The organism is Mycobacterium sp. 3519A (genome assembly GCF_900240945.1).
GTDB lineage: Bacteria > Actinomycetota > Actinomycetes > Mycobacteriales > Mycobacteriaceae > Mycobacterium.
Genome location: NZ_OESG01000013.1, coordinates 2089710 through 2110280 on the forward strand (window position 1 = coordinate 2089710; position 20571 = coordinate 2110280).

At 66.4% G+C, this 20571-nt stretch carries 16 protein-coding genes; 8 read left to right on the forward strand and 8 right to left on the reverse strand.

Features of this window, described 5'->3' with window-relative positions:
• Window positions 1-15: 15 nt before the first annotated feature.
• Complete coding sequence (gene sigB / locus C1A30_RS18000) at window positions 16-975, reverse strand: sigma-70 family RNA polymerase sigma factor SigB (protein ID WP_067798578.1); 960 nt, start codon at window positions 973-975, stop codon at window positions 16-18.
• A gap of 147 nt (window positions 976-1122) precedes the next feature.
• On the reverse strand, window positions 1123-1524 hold the full coding sequence (locus C1A30_RS18005) for a DUF3099 domain-containing protein (protein ID WP_101949546.1): 402 nt from the start codon (window positions 1522-1524) through the stop codon (window positions 1123-1125).
• A 101-nt stretch (window positions 1525-1625) separates the two neighbouring features.
• On the opposite strand from C1A30_RS18005, the gene C1A30_RS18010 reads away from it, so the two are divergent.
• The 5 genes from C1A30_RS18010 to C1A30_RS18030 all read left to right on the forward strand — a co-directional run bounded on the left by C1A30_RS18010 (window position 1626) and on the right by C1A30_RS18030 (window position 13537).
• Window positions 1626-1862 carry a DUF3039 domain-containing protein gene (locus tag C1A30_RS18010; protein WP_041313890.1) on the forward strand — a complete coding sequence of 79 codons (237 nt, stop codon included), beginning with the start codon at window positions 1626-1628 and terminating at the stop codon, window positions 1860-1862.
• A gap of 587 nt (window positions 1863-2449) precedes the next feature.
• Entirely contained in the window at window positions 2450-8788 is a 6339-nt protein-coding gene (locus C1A30_RS18015) for a type I polyketide synthase (RefSeq protein WP_235009963.1), read from the forward strand.
• Window positions 8785-10119 carry an aminotransferase class I/II-fold pyridoxal phosphate-dependent enzyme gene (locus C1A30_RS18020; protein WP_101949547.1) on the forward strand — a complete coding sequence of 445 codons (1335 nt, stop codon included), beginning with the start codon at window positions 8785-8787 and terminating at the stop codon, window positions 10117-10119. Before C1A30_RS18015 ends, C1A30_RS18020 begins: the two co-directional genes overlap by 4 nt.
• Window positions 10116-10724, forward strand: a complete 609-nt coding sequence (locus tag C1A30_RS18025) for a GNAT family N-acetyltransferase (RefSeq protein ID WP_101949548.1) — start codon at window positions 10116-10118, stop codon at window positions 10722-10724. The genes C1A30_RS18020 and C1A30_RS18025 overlap by 4 nt, the downstream gene beginning before the upstream one ends.
• Complete coding sequence (locus C1A30_RS18030) at window positions 10724-13537, forward strand: RND family transporter (protein WP_101949549.1); 2814 nt, start codon at window positions 10724-10726, stop codon at window positions 13535-13537. The genes C1A30_RS18025 and C1A30_RS18030 overlap by 1 nt, the downstream gene beginning before the upstream one ends.
• Here the strand turns inward: C1A30_RS18030 and C1A30_RS18035 are convergent.
• Window positions 13534-14529 (reverse strand): YihY/virulence factor BrkB family protein, encoded by a 996-nt coding sequence (locus C1A30_RS18035; RefSeq protein WP_101949550.1) that lies wholly within the window; start codon window positions 14527-14529, stop codon window positions 13534-13536. The genes C1A30_RS18030 and C1A30_RS18035 overlap by 4 nt on opposite strands.
• A gap of 27 nt (window positions 14530-14556) precedes the next feature.
• Entirely contained in the window at window positions 14557-14748 is a 192-nt protein-coding gene (locus tag C1A30_RS18040; RefSeq protein WP_101949551.1) for a hypothetical protein, read from the reverse strand.
• A 131-nt stretch (window positions 14749-14879) separates the two neighbouring features.
• On the opposite strand from C1A30_RS18040, the gene C1A30_RS18045 reads away from it, so the two are divergent.
• Complete coding sequence (locus tag C1A30_RS18045) at window positions 14880-15239, forward strand: DUF952 domain-containing protein (protein WP_101949552.1); 360 nt, start codon at window positions 14880-14882, stop codon at window positions 15237-15239.
• Here the strand turns inward: C1A30_RS18045 and C1A30_RS18050 are convergent.
• Entirely contained in the window at window positions 15236-15604 is a 369-nt protein-coding gene (locus C1A30_RS18050) for a RidA family protein (protein WP_101949553.1), read from the reverse strand. The two genes, C1A30_RS18045 and C1A30_RS18050, sit on opposite strands and share 4 nt — an antisense overlap.
• Before the next feature lie 80 nt (window positions 15605-15684).
• Between C1A30_RS18050 and C1A30_RS18055 the strand changes: the two genes are divergently transcribed.
• Together C1A30_RS18055 and C1A30_RS18060 are read left to right on the forward strand one after the other, a co-directional pair.
• Window positions 15685-16467, forward strand: coding sequence for a hypothetical protein (locus C1A30_RS18055; RefSeq protein ID WP_101949554.1), 783 nt, complete (start codon window positions 15685-15687; stop codon window positions 16465-16467).
• 65 nt (window positions 16468-16532) lie between these two features.
• A complete protein-coding gene (locus tag C1A30_RS18060; RefSeq protein ID WP_101949555.1) occupies window positions 16533-17351 on the forward strand; it encodes an LLM class F420-dependent oxidoreductase in 819 nt (272 codons plus the stop codon).
• Here C1A30_RS18060 and C1A30_RS18065 read toward each other — a convergent pair whose 3' ends face one another.
• From C1A30_RS18065 to C1A30_RS18075, 3 genes are all read right to left on the reverse strand, one after another.
• The gene (locus C1A30_RS18065; protein ID WP_101949556.1) at window positions 17352-18428 is read right to left on the reverse strand and encodes a methyltransferase; all 1077 of its coding nucleotides are present in this window, start codon (window positions 18426-18428) and stop codon (window positions 17352-17354) included.
• 71 nt (window positions 18429-18499) lie between these two features.
• On the reverse strand, window positions 18500-18937 hold the full coding sequence (locus C1A30_RS18070; RefSeq protein WP_101949557.1) for a hypothetical protein: 438 nt from the start codon (window positions 18935-18937) through the stop codon (window positions 18500-18502).
• Between the two features lie 17 nt (window positions 18938-18954).
• Window positions 18955-20418, reverse strand: coding sequence for an RNA polymerase sigma factor (locus C1A30_RS18075; RefSeq protein ID WP_101950284.1), 1464 nt, complete (start codon window positions 20416-20418; stop codon window positions 18955-18957).
• Window positions 20419-20571 lie beyond the last annotated feature (153 nt).

Consider the following 20571-nt stretch of genomic DNA (forward strand, 5'->3'; position numbering starts at 1 on the left):
GTCGTTAGTCGGTAGCTAGCTTGCGTATGAGCGAAGCCGGTCGGCGCGTTCGCCGTTGCGCAGCTTGGCCATCACCTCGCGCTCGATCTGGCGGACCCGCTCGCGGGACAGCCCGAACAGCTTGCCGATCTGGTCGAGGGTCCGCGGCTGGCCGTCGTCGAGGCCGAAGCGCAGCCGGATCACCTGCTGCTCGCGCTCATCGAGGGTCGCCAGCACGTGCCGGATGTCGGTGTGCAGCAACTCCGAGATCACGGCGTTCTCGGCGGACATAGCCTCGGCGTCCTCGATGAAGTCGCCCAGCGGGGCCTCCTCGTCGCTGCCGACCGGCATGTCCAGGCTCACCGGGTCGCGGCTGTGCTCCAGCAGGTCGGCGATCTTCTCCGCCGGGATGCCCGACTCCGCGGCCAGTTCCTCGTCGGTGGCCTCGCGGCCGAGGTTCTGGTGCATCTCGCGCTTGATCCTGGCCAGCTTGTTGACCTGCTCGACAAGGTGGACCGGCAACCGGATGGTCCGGCTCTGGTCGGCCATACCGCGGGTGATCGCCTGACGGATCCACCAGGTGGCGTACGTCGAGAACTTGAATCCCTTGGTGTAGTCGAACTTCTCCATCGCGCGGATCAGACCCAGGTTGCCCTCCTGAATCAGGTCCAGCAACGGCATGCCGCGTCCTGTGTAGCGCTTCGCCAGCGACACCACGAGCCGGAGGTTGGCCTCCAGCAGGTGGCGGCGAGCAGCCTCGCCGTCGCGGACGACCGCAGCGAGATCGCGTTTGCGGTTCTCGCCCAAGCGCTTCCGCGTGTCGAGCAGATGCTGCGCGTAAAGGCCTGCCTCGATGCGCTTTGCGAGCTCGACCTCGTCGGCCGCGTTGAGCAAGGCCGTTTTGCCAATGCCGTTCAAGTACACGCGCACGAGGTCAGCGGCCGGGCTTTGGGCGTCCAGGTCGGAGTCGACGCGGGTGGTGGTGGCATTTGCCATGACGGCCTCCTGATCGGGTCGATCTGTCATGAGCTACAACGCCCACGTGCCGCTAAGAGTTCCCACCCGACGCCGGGATCACACCTTCTGATCTGCGGTTTTTCCCGCCCGACCTGAGAATGTCCTTAGAAAAGAGACAGAAGCGTCTCAGCTGGGGACATCGCGGGGCGGATCGCCGCCGTCCGGTTGCGGCGCCGGGTGCACTCCGCGTTCCAGCGCGGGCCGCTCGGCCGTCGGGAACAGCGGGATGCGGCGCTGCGCGTCGTAGCGGCGCGGCTCCTCGGCCTTCCGCGGCGGCCGGTCGTTGGCGATCAGCACAGCCATCCACGGCAGCGGGATCGACAGCACCAGGATTCCGAGGGAGATGAGGCCGTTGTGCCAGATGCCGTACGCGACCGCGGCGAGGATCAGCGCGGGCACCCGCCAGAACATCAGCGTCAGGTACCTGCGCACCCGCGCGCGGTGTTCCTCCTCGTAGGGGATCGCGGCGCGGGTGATCAGGACAGGCCTGCCGTCGTCGTCGAAACTCAGCTCAGGGCCGTGTTTCATATCTTCACTGTTTCATACTCGCCGTCCTGTGTACGTGGCGGATTCCCGACAGGCAGAATGTGAAACCGCGGACGTGAGGAGCAGAGGGGCAGAATAGAAAGATGCGAACCCAGACGATCGAGCGCACCGACACCGACGAACGCGTCGACGACGGGACCGACAGCGATACTCCCAAGTACTTCCACTACGTGAAGAAGGACAAGATCGCCGAGAGCGCCGTGATGGGTACCCACGTCGTCGCGCTGTGCGGTGAGGTGTTCCCCGTGACGCGGGCGGCCAAGCCCGGCTCGCCGGTCTGCCCCGAGTGCAAGCGCATCTACGAGAAGCTCAAGAAGTAGCTTCGTCGCCCCGACGCCGCCCGGTCGCTATTGGCTTGTCGCCGTGCGGGTTACGGACCTCACCGCAGGCAATCCGTCACAGCCGGCCTCCTCGTCATGGCCGGGCGGTGGCGTTCGCCGAACTTCGAGCGACCCCTCGCCTGAAAGCGCCATTCTTTCAGCAAATTCTCTTGCGAGTAAAAATTTCGGGATAGACAATTTTTGCTGAAATAACGTACATGGGCTTTAGCCGTCAATTTGGTAGACAAATACTGCATACAAGCTGTGTAATCGCTGTTCAACACGCTGAGGCCGGTCAAAGCCAGCGGCTTGTCTATCAACTTACTTTTGAGTAATGTCGCTCTGGCGGCTGATACGTTGGGCATCAATTCCGATTTCTAGCAAAGGAGTTGTCATAGGCGGCTTCGCTCCGCGGGCCAGCACATCACATCCGACGATCCGCCGTGACACACGACTCTCTGCAGTGCAGATCGCAATGAATCAAGCCGTGTTGCGTTCGGCTGCAGGCTTTTTGGGCCCTACGGCCAAAGAATCACGCGAGGACTCGTCGGCGAGGCCTCTAGTTCGACACAGTGAGGCGTTGACACGTGGTAGAAATCGCGATCGTCGGTATCGGATGCCGGTTTCCCGGTGGGGCGGCCAGTCCGGAGCAGTTCTGGGAGTTCCTCGTCAACAAGGGCGACGGCGTCGTACCGATTCCGCGCGACCGCTGGCGCGTCGAGGAGTACTACGACCCTGACCCGGAAGCTCCTGGCCGGATGTACACCAAACACGGTGGCTTCCTGCAGGATTCGTTGTGGGAATTCGACCCTGACTTCTTCGGCATCAGTGCGCGCGAAGCCTCCGTCATGGATCCGCAACAACGGTTACTCCTGGAAGTCGCCTGGGAAGCCTTGGACGATGCCGGATTAGCGGGCCGTGTGGCGGGCCGCCCGATCGGCGTATACGTCGGCGGATTCACCAATGACAGTGTGATGTCCCGCGTTTCGGATCAGGCCCGGCCGTTCATCGGTGCGCACACCCCGACCAGTGCGTCGTTCACCCTGCTGTCCAACCGGATCTCGTTCGCACTGGACTTACTCGGGCCGAGCATGACGATCGACACCGCGTGTTCCTCGTCGCTCGTGGCGATGCACCAAGCGACACAGGCCATCGCCCGTGGCGAATGCGAAATGGCACTCGTCGGCGGCGTCAGTGCGATGCTGCAGCCGGAGACCTTCATCTCAATGTGCAAGGGCCGCTTCCTGTCCCGAGACGGGCGCTCGAAGAGCTTCGACGCGTCGGCTGACGGCTACGGTCGCGGCGAGGGCGCGGGCGCGGTGCTGCTCCGCCCTCTGGAGGAGGCGCGACGAAGTCGGGACCGCATCTACGCGGTGGTGCGTGGCACCGGGTCGAACCAGGACGGCCGGACCATCGCCATCACGGTGCCCAATCCGGTGTCGCAGGCCAACCTCGCCAAGCGGGTCGCCGCGGAAGCGGGAATCGATCCGGCCGCCGTCGGCTACGTGGAAGCCCACGGGACCGGCACCGCGGTCGGTGACCCGCTGGAACTCAAGGCGCTCGGTGAGGCGTACGGGAATGTCGGCAACCGCCATACCGACCTCGTCGTCGGATCGGTGAAAGCGTCCATCGGGCACACGGAGGCGGCGGCCGGAATCGCCGGCGTGATCAAAGCCGCGCTCAGCGTGTACCACCGCACCATCGCCCCCCAAGCCTGGTTGGAAAGGCTCAACCCCGAGATCCCGTTCAACCAGTTGCGGCTGCGCGTCCCCACCGAATGCGAACCGTTCCCCTCCGCCTACGACAAAGCGATCGTCGCGGTGAACTCCTTCGGATACGGCGGCACCAATGCCCACGTGATCCTCGAGGAAGCGCCCCACCAGCAGGACACTGCTCCGCGCGACGTCGAACCGCTGCACCTGTTTCCGGTGTCCGGCCGCAACGAAGCGGCTGCCCGCGTGGTCGCAGGCGCGCTCGCAGATGTCGTGGCAACCTGCTCGGACATCGATCTGCTCACCGAGGCGGCGTGGACGCGACGGGCCCACCACATGACCCGCAAGGCGTTCGCCTTCACCGACGCCGACGATCTGCAACAGCAGTTGCGTGAATTCGCCGACGGGCAGGGCAGGGCAGAGGCCCGCGTCTCGAGTAGCGACTGCCGCCCCGTTTTCGTGTTCAGCGGCATGGGCCCGCAATGGTGGGCGATGGGCCGCGGCCTGCTGTCGGCCGATGGCCCGTTCGCCAGGACAGCGCGGGAGATCGACGAAGCATTCCAACCGATCTCGGGCTGGTCCATCGTGGCGGAACTGCTCCGCGACGAGTCGGAGTCCCGGATCTCCCAGACCGAGTTCGCGCAACCGGCGAACTTCCTGGTGCAGGTCGGTCTGGTCGCAGAACTGGCCGCGGTCGGAGTTCACCCGAGCGCTGTCGTCGGCCACAGCGTGGGTGAAGTGTCCGCGGCCTATGTATCCGGCGCCCTGAGCCTGCACGACGCGCTCACGGTGAGCTATCACCGGGCGCGCCTGCAAGCGACTACCGAAGGCACCGGCGGCATGCTCGCGGCGGGCCTTTCCGAAGACGCCGTCGCCGAATGGCTGCCCACCGACGGCAGTATCTCGATCGCCGCGGTCAACAGCCCGTCGGCCGCCACCCTCGCCGGGCCGCACGGCGCCCTGGACGAACTCCACGAAAAACTCGACTCCGCAGGCATATTCGCGCGCAAGCTGCGAGTCGGGGTGCCCTATCACTGCCACCTGATGGATCCGATTCTCACCCGGATCACCACGGAACTGTCGACGCTGCATCCGGCGGTGCCGGCATTGCCGCTGTATTCCACGGTCACGTCGAGGCGGGTTGTCGACGCGAGCTGGGGTGGCGACTACTGGCGCGACAACGTCCGGCAACCGGTCCGTTTCGCCGAGACCGTCAATGCGCTGGTCGCCGACGGCCATTCGGTCTTCCTCGAGGTCGGCCCGCACCCTGTGCTGTCCGGGAACATGCGCGAGATCTTCGTCCGGGCAGGCAAAGTCGCCGCCGCGATACCCACCCTGAGCCGCGACAAGGACGACGCCCGCAGCATGATGGACGCGTTGGCAGCCTTGTATGTCGCGGGCGCGCTCGACACTTCGACGTGCCCGGGCGTCCGGGATGCGACTGCCACACCTCACGTCGGCCTGCCCCGGTATCCGTGGCAGCGGCAGCATCTCTGGGTCGAGCCGGACGGAGTTCGCCGCAAGCGCCTCGGTAGTGCAGGGGAGTACCCGCTGCTGGGCGCACGCACCACCGCGGCCGTCGACGAATGGCAGTTCGAATTGTCGGTGGAGCGTCTGCCGTGGCTGAACGACCATGTCGTCGACGGTGTCGTGGTGCTGCCGGGCGCCGCGTACCTCGACGCGGCGCTCAGCGCGGCGGCGGCGCGCACCGGGCGCACGGACCTGGCACTGGAAGACATCCGGTTTCGGTCACCGCTGGTCGTCGCCAAACATTCGATACCGGTCGTCCAGTTCACCGTCGAGCCGACCACCCGCCGCTTCACGATTCGATCCCGCAACGTCGACTCCGACCTGTGGACGGTCAACTGCACCGGCCGGTTGGTGGAGGCACCCCTCGACGGCGTCAAGGTCGACGTCGGCGTGCTGGGCGAGGCCGAATCGGTGGACGGCTCCGACCTGTACAACGCGCTGGCGTTGCGCGGCCTCGCGTACGGGCCCGCATTCCGTTGCATCGCGCGGGCACGATTCGGCGACGACGCCGTGCGTGCCGACCTCGACCTGTCGGCGCTGACCGAGCTGGGCCACGTCGCGCACCCGGCGGCCGTCGACTCCGCCCTGCAATGCGTGGCCGTACTCGCGGCGTCCGGTTCGACGGCCGGTGCCGTCATTCCCTCGGCGGTGGGCGCTGTCCGCCGTTACGGGCCGATCCAGGACGACGCCGTCGTCCTGGTGCGCAGCCGCAGCCGCGATCCGCTGCTGGTCGACATTGTCATCGCAGACCAATCCGGCTCGGTGGCAATGGAATTGGGGTCGGTGGAATTCAAGCCGGTCGCCCCGCCCGCACCGGTCACCGACCAGCTGAACAGGCTGTTCTACGAGCCGGTATGGGAACTGGCTGACGACCGGGACCTGCTCGACGCCGCGCGGGAAGCGGCGCTGGCGACGTCGGTGGTGGTGAGCTTCGGCGACCAGGCGTCCCCGCGGATTCGTGCACTGGCCACAGAGTCCGGCAATACCACGCTCGTCGTCGTCGACGACCCGACCGACGATGCCGCCACCGGACGCATTCGCGACGCCCTCCTTGCGGCGATGTCGACCGCAGGCGCAGACGGGGTCCGCCTGCTGGCGATCGCCTCCGGCGCATGGACTCCGGAGCAGAACACGTTCGGCGCCATCGCCGTTGCCCGCGCTGCCGAGTTCGCCGCGGCGGCTCACAAGACCGCCGACACCGACTCGGGCGACCAGCCCACAATGTTGCGCGGCGTGCTGGTGACCGAAAACGCATTCTGTCTACCGGGCGAAGTCGAGGGCGCCGACGTCGCCGTCGCACCGCTGGTGGGTGCGCGGCGGTCGCTGGCCAACGAGCAACCCGGCCTGCAGTGGCGCCTGGTCGACGTCGGAGCGGATGTCACCGACGAGCTCATCAGTGCGGAACTGGTGACCACAGGCGTTTTCGCCTCGGACACCGCCGATGAGATCGCACTGCGCCACGGCGCGAGATGGCTCATCCGGTTGCGCGCGAACCTATCCGACCACCTCGCCGCGCGCAACGAAGCGCGCCCGCTCACCGGTCCCGACGTGTCCTACGCGGTGGAGACTCCGGCCACCAAGGCGCTGTCCGATCTCGCGGTGCGGGAAACCGACCGCGTCGATCCGGGACCAGGACAGGTCGAGGTCCGCATGGAGGCACTGAGCGTCAACTACAAGGACCCGCTCAAGGTGATCGGCGTACTGACCGAAAAGGAGCTCGCCGGAACATATTTCGGCACCGCTTTGGGGTTGGAGGGAGCCGGCACGGTGGTTCGGGTCGGGCCCGGGGTCACCGATATCGCGGTCGGCGACAAACTCGCCGTCGGGGCGCTCGACATGATGCGCCGCTACCTCACCATCGATGCCGATGCCGGCAACACCAGCAAGGTGCCCAGCACGCTCGACGCCGCACACTGCAGCTCGACGCTGCCCCTGCTGAGCGCCGAATACGGTCTGATCGAACTCGCGAAGGTGCAAGCAGGCGAGACCGTGCTCATCCACGGTGCCGCGGGAGGCATGGGCCTTGGTGCGATACAGGTCGCGAAAGCCCTTGGCGCACAGGTGATCGCCACGGCCAGCACCGAGGAACGCCGCGCAGCGGCGGTGGCCGCGGGAGCCGACCACGCCATCGGATCACGCACGGTGAACTTCGTCGACGACGTGATGCAGCTGACCGAGGGACGCGGCGTCGACGTCGTCTACACCTCGGCGCCAGGCGAGATCGGTGCCCAGAACTTCCGGGTGGCTTCGGAATTCGGTCGCATCGTCGATATCGGCAAGGCTGACATCTACGGCGGCGGAACACTCGACCTGGCACCTTTCGACCGCAACCTGTCCTACTTCGCGGTCGATATGGACCGCATGCTCCGGTACAAGCCGGCGCTGGTGCGCTCACTGACCCAGCGGGTGCTCGATCGGCTGACCGAAGGCGTCTACCACTATCTGCCCTATACGAGCTATCCGGTGAGCAGAATCTCCGAGGCGTTCGAGGCAGCGGCGCGATCGCGCCACATCGGCCGGGTGGTGCTCGACCTGGAAGCCGAGACGCAGCCGATGGTGCGTCCCCAGATCCCAGCATTCCGGGTGTCTGCGGCGGCCAGCTATCTGGTGACGGGTGGTTTCGGCGCCTTCGGTCTCGCGACCGCCAAATGGCTCGTGGCCGAAGGCGCGCGCCATCTGGTGCTCCTCGGCCGTCGCGGTCCGACAAGTGATGTCGCGCACAGCCATCTCACCGAGTTCGCCGCGGCCGGCGTCGACGTGGTCGTCGAAACCGTCGACGTCGGCGACTACGACGCGGTGCTCGCGGCGACCACCAGAGCGGACCGGCCGGACGCGCCGTTACGCGGCATCTTCCACACCGCCGGACTCGTCGACAGCCGTCCGATATTCGAGATCACCCCTGACCGCCTGCAGGACGTTTTTCGTCCCAAGGTCGTCGGCGGCTGGAACCTGCACCGTGCGGTCGAGGCGATCGGCGCGCAACTGGACGCGTTCGTGTTGTACTCCTCGATCAGCGCTCTCGTCGGCGGAGCCCCGCAGGTCTCGTACTCGGCGGCCAACGCGGCGTTGGATGCCCTGGCGGCCACCCGACACGCCATGGGACGGCAGGCCATCTCGCTCAGTTGGGGTGCGATGGGCGGTGGCGGCATGGCGGAAGCCTCTGCGGAATCCGTTCGCTATCTGGCACTGTTGGGCTTCAGCCCGGTCCAGATGGATGTCGCCATGGACTACCTTCGCGAATGCCTGGTGCTGGGAATCCCGCATGCCGCGGTGATGAACATCGATTGGTCGGAATGGGCCATGGTGAACGGGCCCGGAACGCGCAACCCTCGACTGGTCGAACACATCGCCGCGGCCACTGCAGGCAAGACAGGGGTGACGGCGCTACGAGCCGAGATCCTGGCACTCGCCGAGGAAGACCGCCCCGCCGTCCTGACGCACATTCTCGCCGAACAACTCGCGGAGGTGATGGGGGTGTCCAGTGACGCGATCGATGTACAGACCGCGTTGCCCGACCTCGGGCTTGATTCGCTGATGGGGGTCGAGTTCGCCGCCCGGATCGCACGCACATTGGGCGTCGAGTTGTCGGTGCTCGAATTCGGCAGGGCCACCGGCCTTTCGGCCATCGGCGCGCACCTGGCCGCACGACTGGCTGAGCCCGCGCAGGAGGCTGCACGCGTATGACCACCGACCCCCGCGAGCTCGCCCGCGACCTGCTGGCCCGTTCGGAAGGCGCACGGGCCGCTGCTCCGGCGACCGTGGTTTCGGCCCGGGTGAACAGCACCCAGACCATTGCGAGGCCGAACACCTCCTTCGTGGACCATCCCGACGTGGTGCGTGTGCGCGACGTGTACGGCCGGCTCGCCGAGATGTACCGTGCGGCGGACCTGACCAACCCGCTGTTCGAGCCGCACCGCGGCTCCAACGGTTCGACCGTGCAGCAGGCCGGCCGACGGCTGATCAATTTCAGCAGCTTCAGTTATCTCAACCTCGCCGCGGACTCGCGGGTGCACGCGGCCGCCAAGAAGGCGATCGACGAGTATGGCACCTCGGCGTCGGCCAGTCGCATCGTGTCGGGCGAGATCGCGTTGTACGACGAACTCGAGACTCGGCTGGCGCAGCGCTATGACGTCGACGCGGCGGTGATCACGCCCAGCGGCTACCTCACCAACGCGTCGGTCATCGGCTACCTGCTGGGAACCAAAGACGTCGCGGTCTGCGACGCTCTCGTCCACAGCAGCGTGGTCTCCGGTACCCGATGGGCCGGCTGCAAACGGTTGACGTTCCGCCACAACGATCCAGACTCTCTGGAGGCGGTCCTGAAGATGTCCCGCGGCAGCTTCTCCAGGGCGCTGGTGATCGTCGAGGGCTGCTACAGCATGGACGGTGACATCGCCCGGTTGCCGGACATCATCGAGGTGGCCCGCAGGCACAGCTGTTCCATCATGATCGACGAGGCGCACTCGCTCGGTGTCCTCGGCGACAGCGGGGGCGGTATCCGCGAGCATTTCGGCCTCCCGGGTGACGCCGTGGACGTCTGGATGGGGACGCTGTCGAAAGCGCTTGGCAGCGTTGGCGGATTCGTTGCGGGCAACGCCGAGTTGATGCGCGCGCTGAAGTACGCGGCCCCGGGCGTCAGCCTCTTCGCTACCGGCGCAGCCCCGGCCACGATCGGAGCGGCGCTCGAAGCGCTCAACATCATCGAGTCCGAACCGCAGCGGGTCGGACGTCTGCGACGCAACGGTGAAACGTTGCGCACGCTGGCCCGATCACACGGGTTCGACACCGGAACATCCGATGGAACCCCCATCGTCCCAGTCATTTTCGGCGACGTCGCGCGTGCCGGGCTGGCCTCGCTGCGGATGGCTCAGGAAGGAGTCAACGTGCCGGTCATCGACGCCCCGTCGGTCCCGGCGGGGCAGGAACGATTGCGCTTCTGCGCCAACAGCGATCACACGGACGAGCAGATCGAGTACGCCATGACCACCCTTCGCACGATCGTCGACAGCCTGTGAACGACACCATCGTGGTGCGCGACGCGGGTTATCGTGACGTCGACGCGATGACCCAAGTGCTGGCCGCGGCTTTCGCCACCGACGATCCCATCGGCGAGTTTCTGTTCCCTGATCCGGGCGTGCGCGCCCGCAGGGAGCCCAAGATGCAGGCCGCGATGATTCGTCACCGGTTCCTGCCGCAGGGCAATGCCCTCGTTGCTCTCATGGGAGATCGCGTCGTTGGCACTCTGCTCTGGGACGGCAGCGAACCCAAGCCGCGCCCGATCCATGCGGTGCTCGGCGGTATCGCCCTGCTCGGCGCGATGGGCACCCGGGTGTCCGCCGGGATGACGCTGGACGCGATGTTCGCCGAGTTCGACCCCGGTCGGCCGCACAACGTGGGCGTGTATCTCGGGTGCGCTCCCGATGTCCAGCGACGCGGCGTCGGTCGCGCGCTACTGAAAGTCCTTCTTGCCCGGTGCGATAGAGACGGTCGGCCCCTGTACCTGATGTGCAAAGACGGCAACGTCGACTACTACCGGGGTATCGGCTGGGAGCTCGTCGACCGACCGCGGTTGGGACATGACGGGCCGGTGGTCAATGTCATGGTCCGACCGCCCGAGTGATGGAGTCGCTTGGCCGAATCGTCACCCGCCACGCACCCTGGGTGGTGCTGATCTGGCTGCTGGCCACGTGCGCGGCGAACCTTGCCGTGCCGCAGATCGAGCACGTCGTCCGCGAACACGCCAAGCCCTTCTTCGCATCGGACAGCCCAGCGGTGAGCGCGGCGGTCCAGATGGGCAGGGACTTCGACGACTCCACCACCAACAACGTCGCCTATGTGGTGCTGGAGAGTTCGGCGCCCATCGGCGACGCCGACCACCAGTACTACCAGCATCTGGTCGACTCGCTGCGTGCCGACCGCGCTCACGTCGAATCGGTGATGGACCTGTGGTCGGACCCCTACTCGGCTGCCATCGCCGAGGGATCGGATCACCGCGCGGTGACCATGCTGGTCCGACTCTGCGGCGATATCGGAGACGCGCAAGCGACCGCAGCCGTTGCCGCCGTGCGACATACGCTCGATCAGCTGCCGCGGCCCGCCGGTCTTCAGGTCCGTCTCAGCGGACCCGGCGCCACCGTCGTTGATGAATTCGCCTCCATCGCAAACCGACTCATCACCATCACCATCGTCACGGTGATCGTGATCGCCATGCTGCTGCTCGCCGTCTACCGGTCGGTGACGGTGTGCGCCGTGGTGCTCACCACCATCGGGCTGGCTCTGGCCGCGGCGCGTGCCCTGGTGGCAGCGCTGGGTCAGGCCGGTGTTGTCGAGGTCTCGACGTTTTCGGTCTCACTGATGGCGGCGATGGTCCTCGGGGCAGGCACCGACTACACCATCTTCATCATCGGCCGCTATCACGAACAGCGCCGCCGCGGCGTCGCCAGCGAAGTCGCACTGCAGAATTCGTACGCACGCACCGCACCGGTGCTGATCGCGTCGGCGTCGACCGTCGCGATCGCACTGTGTTGCCTGGTGTTCACCAAGATCGGATTGCTGCGCAGCGCAGGCATTCCCTGCGCAATCGCCATCGCGGTCACCGCCCTTGCCTCACTGACCCTCACGCCGGCACTGCTGAAAATCGCGGCGTGGCGCGGACTGTGCGAGCCGACGCGATCGCACAGCGTGCGCCGCTGGCGGCGGCTTGGCACCGCGATAGTGCGTTGGCCTGCACCGATTTTCGTCTCTGCCAGCGTGCTTCTGTTGGTATGCGCGGTGCCCGCACTCGGCCTGCGGTTGAGCTACGACGAGCGCGCGGGCCAGCCCCGATCGTCGGATTCCAACCTCGGATACCAGGCCGCGGACCGTCATTTCCCTGCCAACAGCCTGCTCCCTCAGTATGTGTTGATCGAGACCGATCACGACATGCGCAACCCGGCGGGGCTGATCGCGATCGAAGGTGTCACCCGCCACCTCATGGCGATACCCGGAGTGCGCGCGGTGCAGTCCGCGAGCAGGCCGACCGGAGCGCCCCCTCCCGGCGCCGCGCTCACCGACCAGGCGGGGCTCATCGGTCGTCAGATCAAGGACGGAATGTCTTCGCTCCAAACCGCACTGGACAGCATCGACAGGACCGAGACGACTCTGTCCCAACTCTCCGACGCCCTGCAGCAGCTGAACACCGGCCTGGCGGGCACCGTCGACGGTCTGCAACGGATCAACGCCGGGGCGCAGAACACCAAGAACGGTGCAACCGGGTTGCACGGCATCACCGATTCCATCTCCGAGGAGCTCACGCCGCTGCGCGACTTCGTCGGTGCCACACCGGACTGCGCCACCAACACCATCTGCGCACTGGTCGACCGCGTGATCGTTCCGGTGGACGCGGCCGTGACGAGCACTCAACAACTCGAACAGGGCACCACGCAACTCGTCGACGGATCCGACCAGGCGGCCCATGCGCTGGCCACGGCCACCACGGCGATATCGACGACACGCGCGAAAATGAGCCAGGCGCGCCAGGTGATCACGTCACTGAGCCTGAACACCGGATCCGCGCTACCCCAATTCAGTCAACTCGCCGACTATCTGACCGCGCTCGCCGCGGACTTCGCAGGTAGCCCGGACCGCGGCTTCTACCTTCCCGAGGCTGCCCTGCGCGACCCTGGATTCCAACGCGCGGCCCGGCTGCTCTTCTCACCGGACGGTCACGCAACGAGGCTGCTCGTATTCACCGAAGGCGACGCATGGAGCCAGTCGGCCGCCGACCAGACCGCGCGCATCCGATCCGCCGTTCACGAAGCCACCAAGGAAGGAACGCTGCGCCACAACGTCGTGCGCATCACCGGTGTCGGGGCCTACACGTCGGATCTGCAGAAGACCCTGGCCCGCGATATGGCTTTGCTCGTGACGGTCGCGCTGGCTTTGATCTTCGTGGTCGCGTTGTTGCTCATCCGCAGCCCGGTCGCGGCCATCACCGTCGTCGCCACCGTCGGTCTGTCCTACCTGTCGGCGCTCGGCGCCACCGTCGCGATCTGGACGGGTCTGCTCGGGCAGCACATCCATTGGGCGGTGCCGCCGTTGGCGTTCGTCGCGCTCGTCGCGGTCGGCACCGACTACAACCTGCTGATGACCGCCCGGCTCAAGGAAGAGGCGCCCGCAGGTCTCAAGACCGGTATGGTGCGCGCCTTCGCAGGCACCGGCGGCGTGGTCACCACCGCAGGAGTGGTGTTCGCCCTCACCATGCTCGGCCTGCTGGCCAGCGGCGTCAGCAGCATCGCCCAGATCGGAACCGCCGTTGGCATCGGCTTGATCATCGACACCCTGGTGGTTCGCGCGCTGATCTTCCCGGCCCTGGCCCGGCTGCTGGGCCGATGGTTCTGGTGGCCGCAGCTGCAGCCGGCGCTCCGACCCCCCCGAACCGAGCGCACGCCCTAGGGAGCTTCGTCGGCCGCCGACGCCGTCGTCGCCGCGGGCCGTGCGGGCATGGCGCCATTGCCGTTGAGCGACTCGGCCTTCTCCTCCAGCCACCACCGGAACCGCTTGGCGTGGGTGACCGGCGCGGGCCACTCCTCCTCGATCGCCGCGTTGAGTTCGGCGCCGAGCATGATCGCGAACCCGAGGAAGAAGGCGAACAACAGGAACGCGATCGGCGTCGCGAGCGCGCCGTAGGTGTAGCCGGTGCTGGTGATCCAGGTCAGATAGACCCGCAGCCCGAAGGTGGCGATCAGAAACACCACCGCGGCGAGCACCGACCCGATGAGCAGCCGATGCGAGGGCAGCGGCTTGGGCAGCGACACCCGGTAGAGGACGTTCACGGCCAACACCAGGCCCAAGAACATCACCGGGTAGTAGCCGTACGCCAGCGCGTTGTCCCAGCTGTCAGGGAGGTACTCGGCGACCTTGCGCGGCCCGAGAGCGAGGAACGGGGCCGACACGATCGCGCCGACGAGCATCACCACGTACAGGCCGAGCGCGTAGAACCGCTGCCGCACCGGATGCCGCAGCGGTGTCTGATCGTGTGCCTCGGTGATCGAGTCGACGAACGCGGAGATCGCCGACGAGCCCGCCCACAACGAGATGACGAACCCGAGAGAGACCACCTCGCCACGGGCACCCCTGACGATGTCGTGCACGGTGGGCGCGATGATCTCGCTGACGACGTTGCGCGAGAAGAACCTGCCCGCCGTGCTGATCAGCTGCTCCTGAATGGTCGGCAGCGTGTCAGGGCCGAACAGCGGCGCGATGTACGCCAGGCTCCCAAGCATCCCCAACAGCAGGGGAGGCAGGGACAGCGCACACCAGAACGCCGCCTGCGCGGACTCCGAGAAGATCGAATCGTCCCAGCTTTTCGACAACGTCCGCCGAACGATATGACCGATGTGGTGACGGGACGGCGGTACCGGTAGCGGCTGTGACTGGTCACTCATGACCAGTCCAGCATTGCCTATTCGGTGCTACGGCTCCAGCGGGCTGACTTCGATGACCGCTGCCAGCTCGACCAGCTTGGCCTCGTGCTCGTTCGCGTGGTGCTGGCAGAACAGCAACTCGGCACCCGAGGGAAGCTTTGCGCGTACACGTGCGGCCGCTCCGCAGCGATCGCAGCGGTCAGCCCTGGTGAGTTCGGGACTGGTGAGCGTTGCGTTCATGGCGACCTCCGTAATGCTTCGCGTATATCCACTGTCTCAGACGTTTTCGGTTCCGGCCTTGTTCCCCGACTGTTTACGGGTGTGTCGTGTCTCACGGTTGCGTCGATTTGCAGCGGGTGCAGGCTGGCGGTATGCAAACCGCTCCCGGCGTCCTGGTCCACCTGTGCAGCAACGATGACTGGGAGGTCGGACAGCGGTTAGGCGCGCTGCGTCCGGAGTCGCTGGAAACGGTCGGTTTCGTCCATCTGTCGGCGCCTGAGCAGGTGCATCTGCCGGCCAACCGGCTCTACGCCGGTCGCACCGATCTGGTGCTGTTGCGCATCGACGCGGCACGGCTGTCCTCTCCGGTTCGCTGGGAGCCTGGTGTCCCGACCGATCCTGCTGGCATGGTGTTCCCTCATCTGTACGGAGAATTACCCGTTCACGCTGTGATAAACGTCACGCCCTACGTGCCGGACGAAACCGGCCGGTTTGGGGCGCTAACGGGTTAGCGGTCCACGTACGCATCGGCCTCGATCTCGACCATCAGGTCCTGGGCGATGAGCGCCGACACCTCCACCATGGTGGTGACCGGGCGGATGTCGCCGAAGAACTCGGCGTGCACCGCGCCGACCTCCCGCCACAGCGCGATGTCGGTGACGTACATCCGGGTGCGGACCACGTCGGTCAGCGACGCGCCGGCCTCCTGCAGCGCAATGCCGATGCGGCGCAACGCATCTCGTGCCTGAGTGGCGGCATCCGGGCCCGCTCCGGTGGTGCCTGCCACCGCGATGTACGGGCCCGTGCGGACCGCGCGCGAGTAGCCGACGAACGACTCGTACTCCGTGCCGGAGGCCACCGTTTGGCGCTGCGTCATCCGTACAAACTAGCGGCGCGGGCCGCCGGTGCAAGAGGTTTACACTTCGGTCGTTGACTGACAACTTAGACTCACTCTCCGTGGGTATTTTGTTGGGCTTCGCGCCGTGGATCGTCTACTGGGTGCTTGTCGGCAACGTTCCCTTCACGACGGCGGTGTTGGTCGCGCTCGCGGTCGCCGTGTTGTCGTTCGTGGTCGGGCGGATCAGGGGAGCGCCGGGCCGAACACTCGAAATCGGCGCGGTCGCAACGTTTTTGGTCCTCACCGCATTGACGTTCGCGGTGAGTCAGTCGTTCATGGAGCGGTGGATCCAGCCGCTGAGCAACGTCGGGATCTTCCTGGTCGCGTTGGTCAGCGCGCTGATGGGCAGGCCGTTCGTGCGTGAGATCGCCGAAGTGGACCAGCCGAAGGAAGTGGTCGAGAGCGACCTGTTCCGTCGCATCACGTCGCTGCTGACGTGGATCTGGATCGCGGCCTTCGCCGGCATGACGGTGTCCTCGGCGATCCCGCCGATCGTGCAGGGCGACGCGACGATCCTCGACACCAAGACCCCGCTGTCGTTCGTCTGCTACTGGGTCCTTCCGTTCTCGTTCCTCGGGTTGGCCGCGCTGGCGTCGAAGGTGCTGCCAGAGAGAATGGTGCCGCCAGAGGAGGACATCGTGCGCAAGACGACGTTCGTCGCCTTCGCCGAGGCCGAGATCGATCAACTGATGTATCTGGCCACCGAACACGCCAACCGTGAGGTCGGCCCGGGCAAGGAGGCCTACGACATCAGGATCGGCAGCAAGGGTGTGCCGTTGGTCGGCGACGAGACCCGCGAGTCGTGGCCGTCGACGTACAAGGTGCGCGACAAGAGGCGCTGACACAGCCGCGTCACAGACACGCCGGGCCACGGAATAAACCGCGCGACGGCGCCGTCGCAGGTCGTATGACACGACCGATCCGCATCGCCGCCCAGATTCCGCCCGCCGCGACACCCACCTACGCGGCGTGGCGCGACACCATCCTGCGCGCGGAAGACCTGGGCACCGACGCCATCCTCGGCTACGACCACTTCCTGGTCCCCGCGGTCACCGGTCGAGACAAGAACGGGCGGCCCATCACCGACCCGAACCCGCCGGTGCAGAACAACTTCGAGGCCTGGACCGCGCTGGCGTCCTGGGCGGAGATCACCAGTCGCGCCGAACTGGGCCTGCTGGTCGGCGGCGCGGGATTCCGCAATCCCGACCTGGTCGCCGACATGGCCCGCACCATCGACCACATCAGCGGCGGCCGCCTTATCCTCGGTCTCGGCGCCGGGTGGTACGAACCGGACTACACCGAATACGGCTACGAGTACGGCACGGTGTCGTCGCGACACGAGTTGTTCATCGATGCGCTCGAGCGCATCGAGAACCGGTTACCCAACCTGATGCCGCCGCCGCTGCGCAAGATTCCGGTGTTGATCGGCGGCGGCGGCGAGAAGAAGACGATCCCGGCCGCCGCACGGTTCGCCGACATCTGGCACACCGGCGGCGAATTGGACCTGTTCGTGCGCAAGACCGCGATCCTCGCCGCAGAGGCCGCCAAGATCGGACGCGACGACACCGAGATCGAACGCGCCGTGTCGTGGGTCAGCACCGAGACAGCGGACGGCTACGCCGATGCCGGCGCCACGATGTTCACCGTGTCGGTGTTCGGTTCGCCGGACGGATACGACCTGGCGGAGTTGAAAGCCGCTCTGGCGTGGCGTGATTCGCGGGGCTGATCAGATCGGGACGGCTTCGACGATCGATATCGGATTGGCCGTGTGCACGACGCGGTCCAGCCGGAATCCGGCCCGGGCCAACAGCTTCTCCCATTCGGCCTGAGTGCGTTCCCTGCCGCCGACGGCGATCAGCATCTCGAGATCGATCATCAAGCCCAGATCTGAGGTGGAGCGTTCCGGCAGAACGCTTTCCAACAGCAGCAGCTTGCCGCTGGCTGGGATTGCGCTGCGGATGTTGGACAGGATCTTCAGTGCGTCGTCGTCGCTCCAGTCGTGCAGGATCTGCTTCATCAGATATGCGTCGCCGCCGTCGGGCACCGAGTCGAAGAACGAACCGCCGACCACCTCGCAGCGCGCGGCGACACCCGCCTTGGTGAGTTCTCCTCCGGCGCCGTCCACCACGGCGGGCAGGTCGAAGAGCACGCCGCGGGCGGCCGTCGCCTTCGACAGGATCATCGCGAGCAGCCTGCCGTGCCCGCCGCCGACGTCGACGATGCGGCGGAAGCCGCTGAAGTCGTAGGCCGCGAGCACCGCGTAGATGGCGAATTCGCTGCCCGCCGTCATCGCGTTGTTGAACGCCGACGCGAGATCCGGGTCGGTTTCGACGTATTCGAAGAACGGCATGCCGCGCAGCATGTCCACCGACGGCTTGCCGGTCTGCACCGAGTACAGCAGGTTGCCCCAGTCCTCCCAGCGCAGCGGATGGCCGAAGAACAACGCGAAGTCACGCACCGAACCGGGGGTGCCCGTCCTCAGCGCCTTGCCGATCGACGTCAGCTTGAAGGTGTTGTCGGCGCGGTGCCGAAACACACCGCGCGATGCCAGCGCACGCATCAACCGGTAGGTCGCATCGGTGTCGGTGCCCACACGGCGGGCCACTTCGGTCGCCGACAGTGCACCGTCGGCCAACTGGTCCGGGATGCCGAGTTTCACCGCGACGTAGATCGCCTGCGTGGTCCATCCGCCGGTCAGCAATTCGAGCGTGTTGACCGCTCCAGGCGCGAGTAGACGACTCAACTGCTGGGTGGCGGAGCGAACCGCGTTGAGGGCGCGGACAACCGGAACGGGCGGGATCATCGGAGGCTTTTCAGGCACGGCGAGACCTTACCCTTTCAGCAACCTCACAGGAACATCCGCCCCGCGGCGTGTTACTGCTGTTCGAGTCGGTCCATCATCGCGACGGCGGTTTTGATCCGCTCGACGCCCTTGTCCCGGTAGGACACCACGGTGTTGGCCTGCTCCTGGGTCATGGCGGGATTGACCGTCACGCATTCGCGGTCGAAGTCGCGGAAGTGTCCGACGGCTTCCCTGAGCACCGTCGTCACGTCGTCGTCGGGGGAGGGCAGTTCCTGCTCCAGCCTGCTCACGCCGTCGGCGAACGACCGGCAGGCGTTCTGGGCGCCTGCGTAGTCGTCGGTGCGCACCGCCCCTTCGAACCAGGCCATCGCATCGTTCATCTTGTCGATGGTCGGCTGGGCCTGATTGCGCCATGCCTTCAGCGTGTCGGCATGCGACGGCCCGCTGGGTTCCGTTGACGAACAGGCGGTCAACGCGGCCAGCAGCGCGGCGACCGCGATGACGCGCACAGGTGAAACGCGAATGGCTAGTCCAGGTAGTCGCGCAGCACCTGAGAACGGCTGGGGTGGCGCAACTTTGACATCGTCTTCGACTCGATCTGCCGGATCCGCTCACGGGTGACGCCGTACACCTGACCGATCTCGTCGAGCGTGCGCGGCTGACCGTCGGTGAGGCCGAACCGCAACCGCACCACGCCGGCTTCGCGCTCGGACAGCGTCTCGAGCACCGACTGCAGCTGATCCTGAAGCAGCGTGAAGCTCACCGCGTCGACCGCGACAACCGCCTCGGAGTCCTCGATGAAATCGCCCAGCTGCGAATCGCCTTCGTCGCCGATGGTCTGGTCCAGCGAGATCGGCTCACGCGCGTACTGCTGGATCTCCAGCACCTTCTCCGGCGTGATGTCCATCTCCTTGGCCAGCTCTTCGGGAGTGGGTTCGCGACCCAGATCCTGCAGCAGCTCACGCTGGATGCGGCCGAGCTTGTTGATCACCTCGACCATGTGCACCGGGATGCGGATGGTGCGGGCCTGGTCGGCCATCGCGCGGGTGATCGCCTGCCGGATCCACCAGGTGGCGTAGGTGGAGAACTTGTAACCCTTTGTGTAGTCGAACTTTTCGACCGCACGGATCAGGCCGAGGTTGCCTTCCTGGATGAGGTCCAGGAACGCCATGCCGCGGCCGGTGTAGCGCTTGGCCAGCGACACCACCAGACGCAGGTTGGCTTCGAGCAGGTGGTTCTTGGCGCGGTCGCCGTCGCGGCAGATCCACATCATGTCGCGGCGCTGCGCAGCGGGCAGCTTCTCGCCCTTTTCGGCCAGCTCGGCCATCAGCTGGGTGGCGTACAGGCCCGCTTCGATGCGCTTGGCCAGCTCGACTTCTTCCTCGGCGTTGAGCAGCGCGACCTTGCCGATCTGCTTGAGGTACGCGCGCACCGAGTCGGCCGATGCGGTGAGCTCGGCGTCCTTGCGGGCCTGCCGCAGCGCCTCGGACTCCTCTTCGTCCCAGACGAAGTCGCCGGAGGCCTTGTCCTTCTCGCTGGGCTCGGCGATCTCGTCGTCCTCGGTCGCCGCAGCGCCCTTGGCGGCAGCGGCCTTGGGCTCCGCCCCTTCCTCGGCGCTGTCGTCGTCGGCGGCTTCCTCTTCGCCTGCCTCGTCGTCGACCTCGAGGTCCTCCAGGTCGAGATCCGCGTCCTCGAGGTCCTCGCCGGGCTCGGCCTCGAGATCGTCGTCGCTCTCGATCTCTTCGGTGAGATCTTCGTCGACAGTGCCCTCGGGCGAAGTGGCCTTCTTGGCGCGAGTACGCGGGGCCGGACCGTCGGCCTTGGCCTTGGCAGCCTTGGCGGGCGCCTTGGTGGCCTTCGCGGCCTTGGTGGCCCGCTTCGCGGGCGCAGCGCCATTGGCCGACTTCACCGCGGTCTTTTTGGCGGGGGCCTTGGTAGCGGTGCGCTTCACCGGCTCATCGGTTGCCGGGCGTGCCTTTGTCGCTGCCACGTACACCCTTTCGATCTTGCAATTTTCGACGGGCACGGTCGTGCACCATCGAAAAGCGTCGGCTATGTCGAATATTGGCGGTTGATCTCGCCGCTATCCGGATGCGGCCGCCGTCGACCATTGTAACGACTGTGTGAGGTACCGCCGTGTTGA